The organism is Herbaspirillum sp. SJZ107 (assembly GCF_006715485.1).
Taxonomy (GTDB): Bacteria; Pseudomonadota; Gammaproteobacteria; order Burkholderiales; family Burkholderiaceae_D; genus Telluria.
In genome coordinates this window covers 47,217-63,196 of the sequence record NZ_VFNH01000005.1, presented here as the reverse complement: position 1 = coordinate 63,196, position 15,980 = coordinate 47,217, and the positions used below count along the sequence as shown (strand labels likewise).

General features: G+C 66.6%; 9 protein-coding genes and 1 pseudogene. All 10 read left to right on the top strand.

What is annotated here, in order from left to right:
• The first annotated feature begins 70 nt into the window (after positions 1-70).
• The 10 genes and pseudogenes from FBX97_RS26020 to FBX97_RS25980 all read left to right on the top strand — a co-directional run bounded on the left by FBX97_RS26020 (position 71) and on the right by FBX97_RS25980 (position 15,628).
• Positions 71-1,585 (top strand): tryptophan halogenase family protein, encoded by a 1,515-nt coding sequence (locus FBX97_RS26020; RefSeq protein WP_141838250.1) that lies wholly within the window; start codon positions 71-73, stop codon positions 1,583-1,585.
• Positions 1,582-4,227 carry a glycoside hydrolase family 2 protein gene (locus FBX97_RS26015; RefSeq protein WP_255517646.1) on the top strand — a complete coding sequence of 882 codons (2,646 nt, stop codon included), beginning with the start codon at positions 1,582-1,584 and terminating at the stop codon, positions 4,225-4,227. The genes FBX97_RS26020 and FBX97_RS26015 overlap by 4 nt, the downstream gene beginning before the upstream one ends.
• Before the next feature lie 27 nt (positions 4,228-4,254).
• Positions 4,255-7,632 (top strand): GH92 family glycosyl hydrolase, encoded by a 3,378-nt coding sequence (locus FBX97_RS26010; protein WP_141838248.1) that lies wholly within the window; start codon positions 4,255-4,257, stop codon positions 7,630-7,632.
• Between the two features lie 221 nt (positions 7,633-7,853).
• On the top strand, positions 7,854-8,840 hold the full coding sequence (locus tag FBX97_RS26005; protein WP_141838246.1) for a LacI family DNA-binding transcriptional regulator: 987 nt from the start codon (positions 7,854-7,856) through the stop codon (positions 8,838-8,840).
• A 27-nt stretch (positions 8,841-8,867) separates the two neighbouring features.
• Positions 8,868-10,064, top strand: a pseudogene (locus FBX97_RS29905) (AGE family epimerase/isomerase); the annotation flags it as partial.
• A 15-nt stretch (positions 10,065-10,079) separates the two neighbouring features.
• Positions 10,080-10,985: a carbohydrate kinase gene (locus tag FBX97_RS29900; protein ID WP_221631884.1), complete on the top strand. Its 906-nt coding sequence runs from the start codon at positions 10,080-10,082 to the stop codon at positions 10,983-10,985.
• Entirely contained in the window at positions 10,982-13,426 is a 2,445-nt protein-coding gene (locus tag FBX97_RS25995) for a GH92 family glycosyl hydrolase (RefSeq protein ID WP_255517645.1), read from the top strand. The genes FBX97_RS29900 and FBX97_RS25995 overlap by 4 nt, the downstream gene beginning before the upstream one ends.
• 37 nt (positions 13,427-13,463) lie before the next feature.
• Positions 13,464-14,717, top strand: a complete 1,254-nt coding sequence (locus FBX97_RS25990; RefSeq protein WP_141838946.1) for a sugar MFS transporter — start codon at positions 13,464-13,466, stop codon at positions 14,715-14,717.
• 297 nt (positions 14,718-15,014) lie between these two features.
• Complete coding sequence (locus FBX97_RS25985) at positions 15,015-15,215, top strand: hypothetical protein (RefSeq protein WP_141838243.1); 201 nt, start codon at positions 15,015-15,017, stop codon at positions 15,213-15,215.
• A gap of 56 nt (positions 15,216-15,271) precedes the next feature.
• A complete protein-coding gene (locus tag FBX97_RS25980) occupies positions 15,272-15,628 on the top strand; it encodes an NTF2 fold immunity protein (protein ID WP_141838241.1) in 357 nt (118 codons plus the stop codon).
• Positions 15,629-15,980 lie beyond the last annotated feature (352 nt).

Here is a 15,980-nt window from a genome sequence, read left to right as displayed (position 1 = left end):
CAGTTGCCAGCAGCGCGGGCAACTGCCGTCTTTATTTGGACGGCGCAACTGGAGCGCAGTGGGAGGCTGGATGCAGGACCGCGTCAAGAACATCACCATCGTCGGCGGGGGCAGTGCGGGCTGGATGGCCGCCGCCGCCCTCGCCACCTACCTGGGCAAGAACGCATCGATCCGCCTGGTCGAATCCGAGGAAATCGGCATCGTCGGCGTGGGCGAGGCCAGCGTGCCCCACATCAAACTCTTCAACGGCCAATGGCTGGGCATCGACGAAGCGGACTTCGTCAGGCGCACCCAGGGCACCATCAAGCTCGGCATCGAATTCAAGGACTGGAGCCGCATCGGCGACAGTTACATCCATGGCTTCGGCGCCATCGGGCGTTCGCTCGGGCCGCTGCCTTTCCACCAGTTCTGGCTCAAGCTGCACGGCCAAGGCCGCGCGGCCCCGATCGGCGCGTACTCGGCGCAGACGGTGATGGCGCCGCTGGGCAAATTCGCGCCAGCCGACAGGAACGCGGCGCCGAATTCGCCGCTGGCCGACATCGCCTATGCCTACCACTTCGACGCCACCCTGTATGCGCGCTTCCTGCGCGAACTGGCGGAAGGGCGCGGCGTTAAGCGCATCGAAGGCAAGATCGTCAAGGTGAGCCAGCGCGCAAGCGATGGCTTCATCGAATCGGTGACGCTGGAAAACGGCCAGACGGTCGACGGCGAACTTTTCATCGACTGCTCGGGCTTCCGCGGCCTCTTGATCGAAGACACCCTGAAAACCGGCTACATCGACTGGACCGAGTGGCTGCCGTGCGACCGCGCCATGGCCGTGCCGAGCGAACGCCTGCAGACCATCACGCCGTACACGCGCTCGACCGCGCGCGCAGCCGGCTGGCAGTGGCGCATCCCGCTGCAGCACCGTACCGGCAACGGCTACGTCTATTCGAGCCGCCATACCAGCGACGACGAAGCGGCGGCCACGCTGCTGGCCAACCTGGACGGCAAGGCGCTGGCAGAGCCGCGCAAGCTGGCTTTTACCACCGGCATGCGCCGCAAATTCTGGAACAAGAACGTGGTGGCGCTGGGCCTGGCCAGCGGTTTCCTGGAGCCGCTCGAATCGACCAGCATCTACCTGGCCCAGTCGGGCATCACGCGCCTGCTGAGCCTATTCCCGACGCGCGACTTCAACCCGCTGCTGATCGAGCGCTACAACCGCGAATCGGTATTCGAATACGAGCGCATCCGCGATTTCCTGGTCCTGCACTACCATGCGACCGAACGCGGCGACACCCCGTTCTGGGACCACTGCCGCACGATGGCGATCCCGGACACGCTGCGCGAAACCATCGACCTGTTCCGCGCCGACGGCCGCTACTTCCGCAACGGCGAGGATTTCTTTGCGCTGCCGAGCTGGGTGCAGGTGATGCTGGGGCAGGGCATCGTCCCGCAAGGCTATCACCCGATCGTCGACGAGATGCCGGAGGATAAGCTGGTCGAGCACGTCGAGGGCGTACGCAGGATGCTGGCGCATGCCGCGGCCACCATGCCCACCCACGAGGAATGGATCGACCGTTACTGGAAGGCGCCCGCACCGTGAAATTCTTATCGCTTCCCAAGCTGATGATCGCACTGGCCCTGTCCCTGCTGGCCGGCCTGGCCATGGCGGCTGCGCCGTCCCAGATCGTCATCGACCAGGGCTGGACCTTCCGCCTCGCGCCCGGCAATGCGCAACTCGGCAAGCACGCCGAAGCCGCGCCCTGGCACACCGCCACGGTACCCGGCACCGTGCATACCGACCTGCTGGCACATAAACTGATCCCGGATCCCTACGCCGGCGCGCCCGAAGCCGGCCTGCAGTGGATCGGCCTGGCCGACTGGGAATACCGCACCGTCTTCGATGCGCCGCAGGCCGCCATCGGCAGCGCGCGCAGCGACCTGGTGTTCGAAGGCCTCGACACCTTTGCCGAAGTCTGGCTCAACGGCGCCCGCGTGCTCGACGCCAATAACGCCTTCCGCACCTGGCGCGTGCCGGTGCAGGGCAAGCTGCGCGCCAAGGGCAACGAGCTGCGCATCGTGTTCCGTTCGCCGATCGCGAAGCTGCTGCCGCAGGTCCGGGGGATGCCGGTCAAGCTGGCCGGTAACTACCCCTCGCCCTACGGCGACGAACCGGTCGATGCGATGACCGGCAATTTCGTGCGCAAGCCGGGTTACCACTTCGGCTGGGACTGGGGCCCGCGCTACGTCACCGCCGGCATCGCCAAGCCCGTCGTGCTGCAGAGCTGGGACACGGCCCGCATCGACAACCTGCAACTGCGCCAGGACCGCGTGAGTAGCGAGCGCGCCGACGTTGCTGCCATCGTCTCGATCGACGCCGTGCGCGCCGGCGGCCTGGCGCTGCGCCTGTGGCAGACCGCGCCCGACGGCAAGCGCACGCTGGCGGCCGAGCACCGCGTCGAGCTGAAGGCCGGCATCAACCGCATCGAACTGCCGCTCCACATCGACCAGCCGCAGCGCTGGTACCCGCACGGCTACGGCGCCCAGCCGCTGTACCGCTACGAAGTGCAGCTTGGCGACGGCCAGTCCGCGATCGCCGGCGCCACTGCCCGCACCGGCCTGCGCAGCGTCGAACTGCGGCGCGAGGTGGACGCGAAGGGCAAGAGCTTCTATTTCGCCGTCAACGGCATCCCGGTGTTCGCCAAGGGCGCCAACACCATCCCCTTCGATATGTTCCAGCCGCGCGTCGGCAAGGCGCAGCTGCGCCGCGTGCTGCAGTCGGCGGTCGACGCCAACATGAACATGGTGCGCAGCTGGGGCGGCGGCTATTACGAGAGCGACGACTTCTTCGACCTGGCCGACGAACTCGGCCTGATGGTGTGGCAGGACTTCATGTTCGGCGGCGGCATGCAGCCGGCCTATGACGACGCCTTCCGCGCCAACGTCGTGCAGGAAGCGCGCGACCAGGTGCGGCGCCTGCGCAACCATCCGAGCCTGGTGCTCTGGTGCGGCAACAACGAAGAAGAGATCGCGTGGAAGTACTGGGGCCACGGCAAGACGATGAAGGAAGCCGATCCGGCCTTGGCCGAGCGCGTGTGGAAGGGTTACGTGCAGCTGTTCGGCAGCGACCTGCGCCAGGTGGTGGCGGAGGAGGGCGGCGGCGTCAAGTACTGGGCCAGCTCGCCCGGCGACGACCTGGCCGAGGTCGCCAACACCCCGGCCAGCGGCGACATGCATTACTGGGAAGTGTGGGGCAACCCGGCGCACCCGGTAACCAAGTACCTGGAGATCACGCCGCGCTTCATGTCCGAGTACGGCTTGCAGGCCTGGCCGGTGCAGCGCACGGTGGACGCGTTCGCCACCCGCGCCGAGCAGGGCCTGGCCACGCCGGTCATCGAGGCGCACCAGAAGTTCATGGCCGGGAAGGGCAACGAACGCCTGCTGAAATACGTGCGCGAGGAATTCGGCGAGCCGGCCGACTTTGCCGGCTTCGTCTACCTGAGCCAGGCGATGCAGGCCGAAGGCATCGAACTGGCGGCGCTGCACCACCGCGCCAGCCGGCCGTACACGATGGGTTCGCTGTACTGGCAGCTGAACGACGTGTGGCCGGGCGCGTCCTGGTCGAGCGTCGACTGGTTCGGCCGCTGGAAGGCGCTGCAATTCCATGCGCGCCGCTTCTATGCGCCGGTGGCCGTGGCCGCACTGCGCGACGCCAAGGGTACAACCACGGTCAGCCTGCTCAACGACCGCACCTACGCCGTGCACGGCGAACTGCGCCTGCGCGTGCTGGGCCTGGACGGCAAAACGCTGCGCGACGAGCGCAAACAGGTCGAGCTGGCGCCGCTGTCGGCCACCAGGTTCCGCGACTACGCCGATGCCGGCCTGCTCGGCAAGGCCGACCCGGCAGCCACCGTCGCCGTGTTCGACCTGCAGGTGGAAGGCGAGCCGGCGTCGCGTGGCGCCGTCTATTTTGCGCCGGCCAGACAGGTGAAATGGGGCGATGCCGGCCTGCGCGCCGAACTGCGCCGCGACGGCGCCGGCCTCGTGCTCGAGGTCACGGCAGCGCGCCTGGCGCGCGCGGTCTGGATCGATTTCGTCGATCTCGATGCCGAGCTGTCCGATAACGCGCTGACGCTGCTGCCGGGCGAGCGCGTGCAACTGCGCGTGACGTCCGCCGCCGGCGAAGGCGCCCTGCGCGCCGCCCTGCACATCCGCTCGCTGGCCGACGCCGTGCGCATGCAATAAGAATTTTTCAAGGAGACGATCCGCACCATGAAATACGATTCACGCAAATACCGCCTGCGCACCATCAGCGTGCATGTGTCCACCGCCATGCTGCTGCTGGCCGCGGCTGGCGCCCACGCCGCCGACGCACGCTTCTCGACCTCGTTCGAAGCCGCCGATCCGATGCCGGCCGCCATGGCCGCCAACGGCGTGCGCGTCGACGCCGGCGCCGGTCCGGAGCGGCCGTACACCGCCAAGCCGAAGGCCGGCTACAGCGGCCTGCGCGCGCTGCACTACAGCAGCGAGGGCAGCGGCGGGCGCCTGCAGCTGTTCGCGGTCGATATCGAGATCAAGGACGACACCACGCTGTCGTGGATGGTCCTGCCGGAGATCGTCGACGGGAATACCGCCGCGTCCACCGGCGTCTCGCTCGACCTGGTGCTGGACGACGGCAAGCGCGTGTCGGGCACGGCGCTGGTCGACAACCACGGCGTGCGCCTGGGCGCGGCCGCGCAGGCGCAATCGAAGACCCTGTATCCGCAGCAGTGGGCCCGCAAGGCGGTGCGCCTCGGTGCGCTGAAGGGCCGCCGCATCAAGGCGATCGAGCTGGACGTGCGCGGCGAGGCCGGCGTCAAGGCCAGCGGCTGGCTGGACGACATCGCGATCGGCGACCAGGCGCGCCTGGCCGTGAACCGTCCGTCGGACTACGTACTGACCACGCGCGGCACCCAGGCCAACGGCAATTTCTCGCGCGGTAACAACATCCCGGCGGTGACCATGCCGCACGGTTTCAACTTCTGGACCCCGGCCACCGATGCCGGCAGCCTGAGCTGGGTGTACAGCTGGAACGAAAAGAACGGCCCGGACAACCGCCCGCGCATGCAGGCCCTGAACCTCAGCCACGAGCCGAGCCCGTGGATGGGCGACCGCCAGACCTTCCAGGTGATGCCGTCCGCCGCCAGCGGCCGTCCGGACCCGGACCGCCAGAAGCGCGCGCTGGCGTTCTCGCACGAGAACGAGCTCGCCCGCCCCTACACCTACCGCGTCGACTTCGACAACGGCATGCGTGCCGAGATCGCGCCGACCGACCACGCCGCGGTATTCCGCTTCCGCTTCCCGCGCGGCGGCGACGCCAACCTGCTGTTCGATAACGTCGACAAGCGCGGCGGCTTGGCGCTGGACGCGGCCAGCCAGACCCTGAGCGGCTACACCGACACCCGCAGCGGCCTGTCGAACGGCGCCTCGCGCATGTTCGTGTTCGCGCGCTTCGACCAGAAGTGGAGCGACAGCGGCCTGCTGGACACCGGCCGTCCGACCGGCTTCGTGAAGTTCGCCGCGCCGGAGGGCGAAGTGCGCATGCGCATCGCCACCTCGCTGATCTCGGTCGAGCAGGCCAAGCGCAACCTCGACATGGAAGTCGGCGACGCCGGCTTCGACACCGTGCGCGAGCGCGCCCAGGCGGCCTGGGACGAACAGCTCGGCCGCGTGAAAGTGCAGGGCGCCAGCGACGACCAGCTGACCACCGTGTACTCGAACCTGTACCGCCTGTTCATGTACCCGAACATCGGCCACGAAAACGTCGGCACCGTCGACAAGCCGGACTGGCGCCACGCCGACCAGAGCGGCTGGTCGAAGGACAACGCCGGCGGCGACGCGCTCAAGACCTCGACCCCGGTCCGTCCCGGCAAGACCTACGTCAACAACGGCTTCTGGGACACCTTCCGTACCAGCTGGCCGGCGTACGCGCTGTTCACGCCGAAGCAGGCCGGCGAGATGATCGACGGCTTCCTGCAGCAGTACCGCGACGGCGGCTGGGTGGCGCGCTGGTCGTCGCCGGGCTATGCCGACCTGATGGTGGGCACCAGTTCCGACGTCGCCTTTACCGATGCCTGGCTGAAGGGCGTGCGCGGCTTCGATGCGCACCAGGCCTACGAGGCGGCGCTGAAGAACGCCACCGCGGTGCCGCCGGTCTCGAACGTCGGCCGCAAGGGCCTGGCGCAGTCGATGTACCGCGGCTACGCCGACACCTCGGTCCACGAGGGCATGTCGTGGACGCTCGAGGGTGCGCTCAACGACTTCAGCCTGGCGCAGCTGGGCAGCGCGCTGGCGCGCGACGAAAAGGACCCGGCGCGTGCGCGCCGCTACCGCGAGGAAGCCGACTACTTCCGCGCCCGCGCGGTCGATTACGTGCACCTGTACGACACCGGTACCGGCTTCTTCCGCGGCCGCGACGCCAAGGGCGAGTGGCGCGAGCCGGCCGCCAGCTTCGACCCGGAGCGCTGGGGCAGGGACTATACCGAATCGAACGCCTGGAACTTCGCCTTCACCGCCTCGCACGACGCCAACGGCCTGGCCTCGCTGATGGGCGGCCGCGACAAGCTGGCGGCCCGCCTCGACCAGTTCTTCTCTACCCCGGAAACCGGCAGTGCCCAGGTGGCCGGCGGCTACGGCGGCGTGATCCACGAGATGACCGAGGCGCGCGACGTGCGCCTGGGGATGTACGCGCACAGCAACCAGATCTCGCACCACATCCCCTGGATGTACACGCCGGCCGGCCAGCCGTGGAAGACCCAGCAGATCTCGCGCGAGGTGGTGCGCCGCCTGTATCTCGGCAGCGAGATCGGCCAGGGTTATGCGGGCGACGAGGACAACGGCGAGATGTCGGCCTGGTACACCTTCGCGGCACTCGGCCTGTATCCGCTGCGGATGGGTTCTCCGGAATACATCATCGGCTCGCCGGCCTTCGAGCGCACCGACGTCAAGCTGGAGAACGGCCGCACCCTGAGCGTCATCGCGCACAACAACGGCCCGGAGAATGTCTATGTGCAGTCGCTGAAGGTCAACGGCAAGCCGTGGAACCAGGCCTGGATCCGCCACGCCGACATCGCGGCCGGCGCCACGCTCGAATTCGAGATGGGCAGCAAGCCGTCGGCGTGGGGCAGTGCGCCGAATGCGCTGCCGGCGTCGCTGACCGCGCCGGGCAAGCAGCCGCTGGGCATGCACGACCTGACCGGCCGCGCGACTGCCGTCACGCTGGAAGGCGCCGGCGCCGCTGCCGCGCTGGTCGACGACGATGCCGCGACCGCGATGCCGCTGCCGGCGCGCGCCGCCGTCGGCTTCGCGTTCGCCGAAGCGGCCAAGGCCAGCTACTACACGATCACCGGCGGCAAGGCCCCGCTGCAGGGCCTGGGCTGGACGCTGGAAGGCCGTACGCGTGCAGGCAAGGGCGCCTGGACCGTGCTCGACCAGCGCCACGGCGAAGCCTTCGCCTGGGCCCAGCAGCTGCGTCCGTTCCGCATCGCCAAGCCGGGCGCCTATCGCGAATACCGCCTGCGCTTCGACAATGGGGCCGCGGTCGAGGTGGCCGAGCTCGAGCTGCTGGAGCCGGACGTGCGCACCGCCGTGTCGACGGCGCAGGTGCAGTAAACACGCGAAGCTGCACGCCGTGCGGGCGTGGCGCCTGCCACGCCCGCGTTTAGTAAAACGGCGCTAAAACGCCCCCGAAATCGGCCGCCGTTGTTGACGCTGTTAAACGGCGGCTGCTATAAATCTGACTATGAACAGGTGCGGCGCCGGCCTCCGGCCCGACACCTGAAAACGCAGCCATAAGCGTTTATTAAACCGATAATCGGAGACCCTACGCAGCCATGAGCCATGTCACGCTCCGCCACATCGCGGGGGCGACCGGATTGTCGATCGGCACGGTATCGCGCGCATTGAAGAACCAGGCCGGCATGACCGAGGTCACGCGCAACATCGTGCGCGAAACGGCGATCCGCCTCGGCTACGACTTCTCGCAGCTCAAGAAGGGCCGCATCCGCCGCATTGCCTTCCTGCTGCACAGCCAGCACAACACGCTGGCGTCCAGTCCGTTCTTCTCGCCCGTGCTGCACGGCGCCGAAGAGGCTTGCCGGCGCGAAGGCATTGCCCTGTCGTTCATCGCGGTCGGTCCGGCCGAACCGGTGCTGGAACAGATCCGCCTGCACCAGCCGGATGCGATCCTGTGCGCCGGCTTCTTCGAGCCGGAAGTACTGGGCGCGCTGCAGCAGGTCGGCAAGCCGCTGGTGCTGGTCGACATGCACCGGCGCAGTTTCGGCTCGATCAATGCCGACAACATGCGCGGCGGCTACCTGGCCACCCAGCACCTGCTGCGCTGCGGCCGCAAGCGCATCGCCATGCTGTCCGGCTCCCTGGCCCACTACAGTATCCAGCAGCGCAACCGCGGCTTTCGCCAGGCCCTGTTCGACGCCCGCATGCATGCCGACCCCGACCTCGAAATCATCGTACCCAACCTGGGCGAAGGCGACGAGGGCGTGGCCGAAGCGATGCGCAGCCTGCTGGCCTTGCCCAAGCGGCCCGATGGGCTGTTCTGCTACAACGACAGCACCGCGCTGGCTGCCATGAAGTATGCCCTGGGCGAAGGCCTGCGCGTTCCGTCCGACCTCGCCATCGTCGGCTTCGACGACATCGCCGCCGCCAGCGCCGCCATTCCTCCGCTCAGCACGATCCGCGTCGACAAGGAAGCGCTGGGACGCGCCGGCATCGACGCGCTGCTGAACAAGCAGGACGACGAGCCTTCCCAGATCACCGTGCCGGTCGAACTGATCGTGCGCGAAAGCAGCTACGACGACTAGCACACCGACCCACCCCCGCCACCCACTATGACCACTCTCCCGAACTTCCGCAGCCCGGCCGTGCTGCTCGACCACGCACGGCACACCATGCGCTTCTACCACCCGCGCGCGATCGACCCCGCCGGCGGCATGTATCACTTCTTCAAGGATGACGGCACGGTCTACGACGCGCACCACCGCCACCTGGTGAGCAGTACCCGCTTCGTGTTCACCTATGCGATGGCGTACCGTCATTTCCAGGACCCGGCCTATCTGGAAGGCCTGCGCCATGCGGTGCGCTTCGTGCGCGAGGCGCACCGCGCCGCGGATGGCGACGGCTACGCCTGGATGCTGGACGACGGCAAGATCGAAGACGGTACCCAGCACTGCTACGGCGAAGCCTTCGTGCTGCTGGCCTATGCGCATGCGCTCATGGCAGGCATGGAAGAGGCGCGTGCGTGGGTCGGCGAAGCTTTCGAACTGATGGAAAAACGCTTCTGGGATGCGGAAGCGGGCCTGTACGCCGACGAGGCCAGCCAGGACTGGAGCGTGCTGTCGACCTACCGCGGCCAGAACGCCAACATGCACGCCTGCGAAGCGCTGCAGGCGGCGTACCAGGCCACCGGCGAGCGCCGCTACCTGGAACGCGCCTACCTGGTGGCCTACAACATCACCCAGCGCCAGGCCGGGCGCTGCGGTGGCCTGATCTGGGAACACTACGATCCGGATTGGCAGCCGGACTGGAAGTTCAACATCGACGATCCGGAAAACCTGTTCCGCCCGTGGGGCTACCAGCCGGGCCATTTCACGGAATGGGCCAAGCTGCTGGTGCAGCTGGAAGAACGCGCCCAGGGCGTGCTCGAACACGACCTCGGCTGGCTGCTGCCGACCGCCGAGCGCCTGTTCACCGTGGCGGTGGAAAAGGGCTGGGACCCGCAGTACGGCGGCCTGTGCTACTCGCTGGCCCCCAGCCTGGAGATCTGCGACTTCCACAAGTATTTCTGGGTGCAGGCCGAAAGCGCCGCCGCCGCCGCCATGCTGGCGAAACGCACCGGCAACGAAAAATACTGGGCGTGGTACGACCGCCTGTGGGCCTATAGCTGGACCCACTTCGTCGACCACGAACACGGCGCCTGGTTCCGCATCCTCGACCGCGAGAACCGCAAGCTGAGCGACGAAAAGAGCCCGGCCGGCAAGGTCGATTATCACACCATGGGCGCCTGCTACGACATCGTGGCGGTGCTGAACGAAGCGCCGCTGATGCTGTGCGCCGGCGAAGCGCTGACCGACATGCTCGACCAGGGCGACGAGCGCTGGGTCAGCCGCGTTGGCGGCTCGACCTGGAACGTGGCGCGCGCCCTGGCCGCACTGGGCGAACGCACCGCGTTTGCCGGCGCCATCAGCCAGGACCGCTTCGGCGACGCCATCTGGGCCGCCAGCGAAGCCGTCGGCCTGGACCTGCGCACGCTGCAGCGCGTCGAGCGTTCGCCGCTGCTGGCGATCGTCGAGAAGACCGAACCGCCGCGCTACTTCTTCATCGGCGACGACAGCGCCGACCTGCATTTCGATCCGGCGGCGCTGCCGGCCGGCTGGGACGACGCGCTGCGCTGGGCGCACTTCGGCGGCATCAGCCTGGCGCGCGAACCGCTGGCCTCGAACCTGGTCGCGCTGGCGCGCCAGCTGAAGGCGCGCGGCGTCAGGATCAGCTACGACCCGAACTACCGCAACCTGATGGACGAGCGCTACACGCCGACACTGCAGGCGATGGCGGCACTGGCCGACGTCATCAAGGTGTCCGACGACGACCTGCGCGGCCTGTTCCCCGGCACCGAGCCGGAGCAGGCTTTGACACGGCTGCGCGCCATGAACCCGTCCGCCTACTACCTGCTGACCCGCGGCGGCGACGGCGCCAGCCTGCTGCTCGGCGACGCCCGCAGCGATGCCGGCGCGCCCAAGGTCGAGGTGGTGGACACGGTCGGTGCCGGCGACGCCAGCGCCGCCGGCCTGCTGCACAGCCTGTCGAATCATCCCGACCGTCCGCTGCAGTCGCACCTGCACGCGGCGCTGGCGGCCGGTTCCGCCGCCTGCCTGCAATCGGGCGCCACCCCGCCGCCGCTGGCGGCCATGCAACGCCTGTTCGATCAACTCCAAGGAGACCTCACGTGACGAGCCGTACCCGATTCGCGCTGTACCAGCCGGCCCTGTGCGCGGCACTGATGGCCGCCTTTGCGCTGCCGATGGCCGCCAACGGCGCCGCTTCGCTCCCTGCGGGCAGCATGCCGGTGAATACCCTGATCGGCACCCAGGACGAAGGCAACACTTATCCGGGCGCCTCGGCCCCGTTCGGCCTGATCCAGGTCAGCCCGAGCACCGACTTCTACGCCGGCTACCGCTACAGCGACAAGCGCATCCGCGGCTTCGGCCACTCCTTCGTGTCCGGCGCCGGCTGCTGGGAGCAGGGCGGCCAGCTGCAGGTGCTGCCGGTCACCGGCAGCATCGGCCCGGGCGGCGACTTCGACACCAAAAAGGCGGACAGCTTCAGCTATAAAAAGTACGGCGCCGAATACACCCATGACGGCGAAGTCGGCCAGGCCGGCTATTACAAGGTCAAGCTGACCAGCTACGGCGGCATCACCGCCGAGGCCACCGCACTGACCCGCGCCGCCGCCGAGCGCTACACCTTCGCCCCCGGCGCCGCCAGCGGCCACGTGCTGCTCAACCTGGGCACCGCCAACGAGCGCCATTCGGTGATCGGCAGCGAAGTGAAGGTCGTGGACGGCAACAGCGTCGAAGGCAAGATCGTCACCAACAGCTTCTGCGGCGGCACCAAGTACGCGACTTATTTCCGCATCACCTTCGACCAGCCGGTCACTGCCTACGGCATCTGGAACGAGCGCGGCGGCTTCCCGAATGCGAAGGGTCCCAGCCAGCAGGGCGAAGGCAAGCCGCACGGCGTCTGGCTGACCTTCGACCTGAAGAACAACAAGGCGGTCACCGCCGTCAGCGCGATCTCCCACGTCGACATCGACGGCGCACGCGCCAACCTGCAGGCCGAAGGTATGTCTGCCGGCAAGCCGATGAGCTTCGATGCGATGAAGGCCAAGTCGCAGGCCGAGTGGCAGCGCGAGCTGTCCAGCGTGCGCATCGAAGGCGGCAGCAGCGACGACCGCACCGTGTTCTACACCGCGTTGTACCACGCGCTGCTGCAGCCGATGACCGGCAGCGACAGCGACGGCCGCTACCGCGGCTATGACAACCAGATCCACACCGCCAGGGACTGGACCTATTACGAATACTTCTCGCTGTGGGACACCTACCGCGCCCAGAACCAGCTGCTGGCGCTGATCCGCCCGCAGCGCGCGCGCGACATCGCCAACTCGGTGCTGAAGATCCGCGAAGAAGGCGGCTGGCTGCCGCGCTGGGGCTACGCCAACTTCGAGACCAACGTGATGACCGGCGACCCGGTGACCCCGTTCCTGGTCGACCTGTGGCGCTTCGGCGCGCTGAAGGGCCGCGAAGAGCAGGCCTACGCCGCGCTGCGCGAAAACGCCTTCGGCGTGCCGGCCTTCGGCATCCGTCCGCAGGGCCGCGCGGGCAACCCGAGCTACCTGCGCCAGGGCTTCGTGCAGCACGACCGCACTTTCATGTCGAAGGGCATGGACACCGATCCGCACCACGGCGCCTCGGCGACCATGGAATACGCGCTGGCCGACGGCGCGCTGGCGCAGATGGCCAAGGCGCTCGGCAAGACTGACGACGCCCAGGTGCTGGCGCAGCGCGCCCTCAACTGGAAGAAGGTGTGGGACCCGAGCGTGACCGACGCCGAGACCGGCCAGCGCGGCTTCCCGCGTCCGCGTTCGGAAGACGGCAAGTGGGTCAGCGACATCGACGGCAAATACGATCCGCGCGGCGACCAGGGCTTCCACGAAGGCACAGGCTGGCAATACCAGTGGCTGGTCCAGCAGGATGTGCCGGGCCTGGCCGCGGCAATGGGCGGCCAGAAGCAGGCACTGCACCGCCTCGACCAATTCTTCGATTACGACGCCTTGGTGGCCGATCCGGCCGCGGTGCGCAAGTCGTGGGTCGTCGGTCCCTATAGCTATTACAGCCAATTCCGTTACAATCCCAACAATGAGCCCGATCTGCACGCGCCATGGATGTACACCCTGATGGGTCAGCCATGGAAAACCACGACGGTGCTGCGCGCAGCGGAAACGCTGTTCGGCAACGGCCCGGCGGGCGTCACCGGCAACGACGACCTCGGCACGATGTCGGCCTGGTACCTGTTCAGCGCCCTGGGTATTTACCCGGATGCGCCGGGCAGCGGCCGCTTCCTGCTGCATGCACCGCGCTTCGCACGTGCCGAGATCGACCTGGCACCGGGCCGCACCCTCCGTATCGACGCGCCGGGTGCCAAGCCGGGCGAGCGCCGCTTTGTGCAGTCGGCCAGCTGGAACGGCCGCGCGCAGAACCAGGTGTGGCTCAACTGGGAGCAATTGCAGGCTGCCGGGACTCTGACGTACAAGCTCGCGCCGCAGCCGGATACCAAGGGCTGGGGCACGCATGACCGCGACCTGCCGAATCCGCCGGCAGGGAGCACTCACTAAGTAGCGGGAATCGACACCAGGAGACAGCATGGCAAACATGACACACAACACAGCGCGGGTCGCGCCGCAGGATCCCGCAGGGGTGCAGCAGAGTGGCAACACGAGCGCGCTCGTCATCGTCACCATGCTGTTCTTCATGTGGGGCCTGATCACGTCGCTCAACGACATCCTGATCCCGCACCTGAAATCGATCTACACGCTGACCTACGTCCAGGCGATGCTGGTGCAGATGTGCTTCTTCGGCGCCTATGCCATCATCTCGCTGCCGGCCGGCGCCCTGATCCGCCGCATCGGCTACCAGAAGGGCGCCGTGACGGGCCTGCTGATCGCCGCCATCGGCTGCGCGCTGTTCTACCCGGCGTCGTACAGCAGCTACAGCATGTTCCTGTTCGCCTTCTTCGTGCTGGCATCGGGCATCACGGTGCTGCAGGTGGCGGCCAACCCGTACGTGGCCGTGCTCGGCCCGGCACGCACGGCATCCAGCCGCCTGACGCTGACCCAGGCCTTCAACTCGCTGGGCACCACCATCGGTCCGAAGGTCGGCGGCCTGCTGATCCTGTCGGCCGCCGGCGCGGCAGCCGGTACCGCCTCCGACGCAGCGACCGTGCGCGGCCCCTACCTGGCCCTGGCCGCGGTGCTGGCCGTGCTGGCGGTGCTGTTCATGGCGGCCAAGCTGCCGAAAATCGCCGAGACCGAAGACGTGGCGCTGGAAGGCGAGGGCCACGGCTCGGCGCTGGCGCACCGCCACCTGGTGCTGGGCGCGCTCGGCATCTTCCTGTACGTGGGTGCCGAAGTCAGCATCGGCAGCTTCCTGATTAACTTCCTGGGTGAATCGCACATCGCCGGCCTGTCGCACGCCGCCGCAGCGGACTACGTCAGCATCTACTGGGGCGGCGCCATGATCGGCCGCTTCATCGGCTTCGCCGTGATGCGCGTGGTCAGCCCGGGCAAGGCGCTGGCCTTCAACGCACTGCTGGCGATCGCCCTGATCCTGACCGCCACCTTCGGCTCGGGCACCACCGCGATGTGGGCAATCCTGGCAGTCGGCCTGTGCAACTCGATCATGTTCCCGACCATCTTCACCATGGCGCTGCACGGCCTCGGCAAGTTCACCGGCCAGGGCTCGGGCATCCTGTGCATGGCCATCGTCGGCGGCGCCATCGTGCCGTTCGCGCAGGGTGCGCTGGCGGACTCGATGGGCGTGCAGATGTCCTTCCTGCTGCCGGCGGCTTGCTATGCGTTCATTCTGTATTTCGGGATGAAGTATGCTTCGCTGTACAAGGCGAAGTAAGCGGGGCGTGGTTTGAATGGAAAACAGCGGGCGATTGCCCGCTGTTTTTTTATGGGCCGCCGTTGGGCAGGGAAGCGATCTGACGCGATGATCTGCTTAAAGATGCAGACTTGTGCCGTCGGCAGCTTGGCTCAAGGTGACGGGCTCTGTTTCGGCCAAGTGCCCCTATTGTGCCACCCCGTGGTATTTGCGGTTCGGCAACATCTTATCCTGAGCCGAAAGGCCGAGTTCGGCCAGAGGCAGGTACTCTGGTATAGCTATGTAAATTAGTGATCAAATGACGATAGGAGAAACGCAATGTCGGCTGCCAAGGATCGAACGAAGAGAAACTATATAGCTTTTGGCGCGAGCCTCGGCATGTTGTGGGGCATAGTATTTGGGGTTATCGTTGGCACTATGTTTGGCAATACGATTTGGGGAATTGGTCCAGGAGCAGCAGTGGGAATGGCTTTTGGCAGCCTGATCTCGGCCTTGAGAGCCAAGCGACTTGAGTATTGAGTAATGAAAGATTTTATGTCCGCCCGAATCGGGCATAACGATATGGGACGCAATTCATGCGAGCTACTTCAATATTGCTGTTGCTAGTCCTCGTAACAACCGAGCTTACCCTGTCTCATGCAGCTGAACTGGTCAGCAAACAGGCGCTAAAAGAGACTGAATCCAGGTCTGGATATCAGCCAGCAAATGGCTTCGTGCCTGATCCCGCAACAGCTATCGCCATAGCCGTGGCTGTGTGGGAACCAGTGTACGGCAAGAAAAACATCGCTGAAGAAGCCCCTTATCAAGCGAGATTAGAAAAAGGCCACTGGATAGTTACTGGGACACTTCCGAAAGGAAGAGTTGGCGGAACAGCGACTGTAGTGATAGACAAGATGAATGGGCGAATCATCACGCTGTATCATACTAAGTAAGCAAGTCTGCAATGGGGCTGGCGGACGTTAGAATTGGTCTGCAGCCGGCCAGGAGCAGTCATTGGATCCTTACGCTTTAGGGAATGCCTACAATGCGCGATCCGGCTAGAATTGACGAGGTACTCGAACTGCTGCGAGAGGTATGGACACTTGAGCCCGATCTGCGGTCAATGATTGCTTTGGGTCGATAGCGGACGCAGCCAAAGGTCTGCAGCTTGACGGGAGGCGGTCTATATTGTTCCTGATTACTCATCGAAACTCGACTACCAGGTAACGGTATTGGCGGAGACCTTCGAGCAATTCGTACTTGGGCTCGAAACTGATGCGAACTTTTCGATGAAGCGAATCACAA

What these genes read in the sequence shown, in the direction of transcription:
- FBX97_RS26020 (WP_141838250.1), top strand. Translation starts at nt 71, where the DNA reads ATGCAGGACCGCGTCAAGAACATCACCATCGTCGGCGGGGGCAGTGCG.
- FBX97_RS26010 (WP_141838248.1), top strand. Translation starts at nt 4,255, where the DNA reads ATGAAATACGATTCACGCAAATACCGCCTGCGCACCATCAGCGTGCAT.
- FBX97_RS26005 (WP_141838246.1), top strand. Translation starts at nt 7,854, where the DNA reads ATGAGCCATGTCACGCTCCGCCACATCGCGGGGGCGACCGGATTGTCG.
- FBX97_RS29900 (WP_221631884.1), top strand. Translation starts at nt 10,080, where the DNA reads ATGCTGTGCGCCGGCGAAGCGCTGACCGACATGCTCGACCAGGGCGAC.
- FBX97_RS25990 (WP_141838946.1), top strand. Translation starts at nt 13,464, where the DNA reads ATGACACACAACACAGCGCGGGTCGCGCCGCAGGATCCCGCAGGGGTG.
- FBX97_RS25985 (WP_141838243.1), top strand. Translation starts at nt 15,015, where the DNA reads ATGTCGGCTGCCAAGGATCGAACGAAGAGAAACTATATAGCTTTTGGC.
- FBX97_RS25980 (WP_141838241.1), top strand. Translation starts at nt 15,272, where the DNA reads ATGCGAGCTACTTCAATATTGCTGTTGCTAGTCCTCGTAACAACCGAG.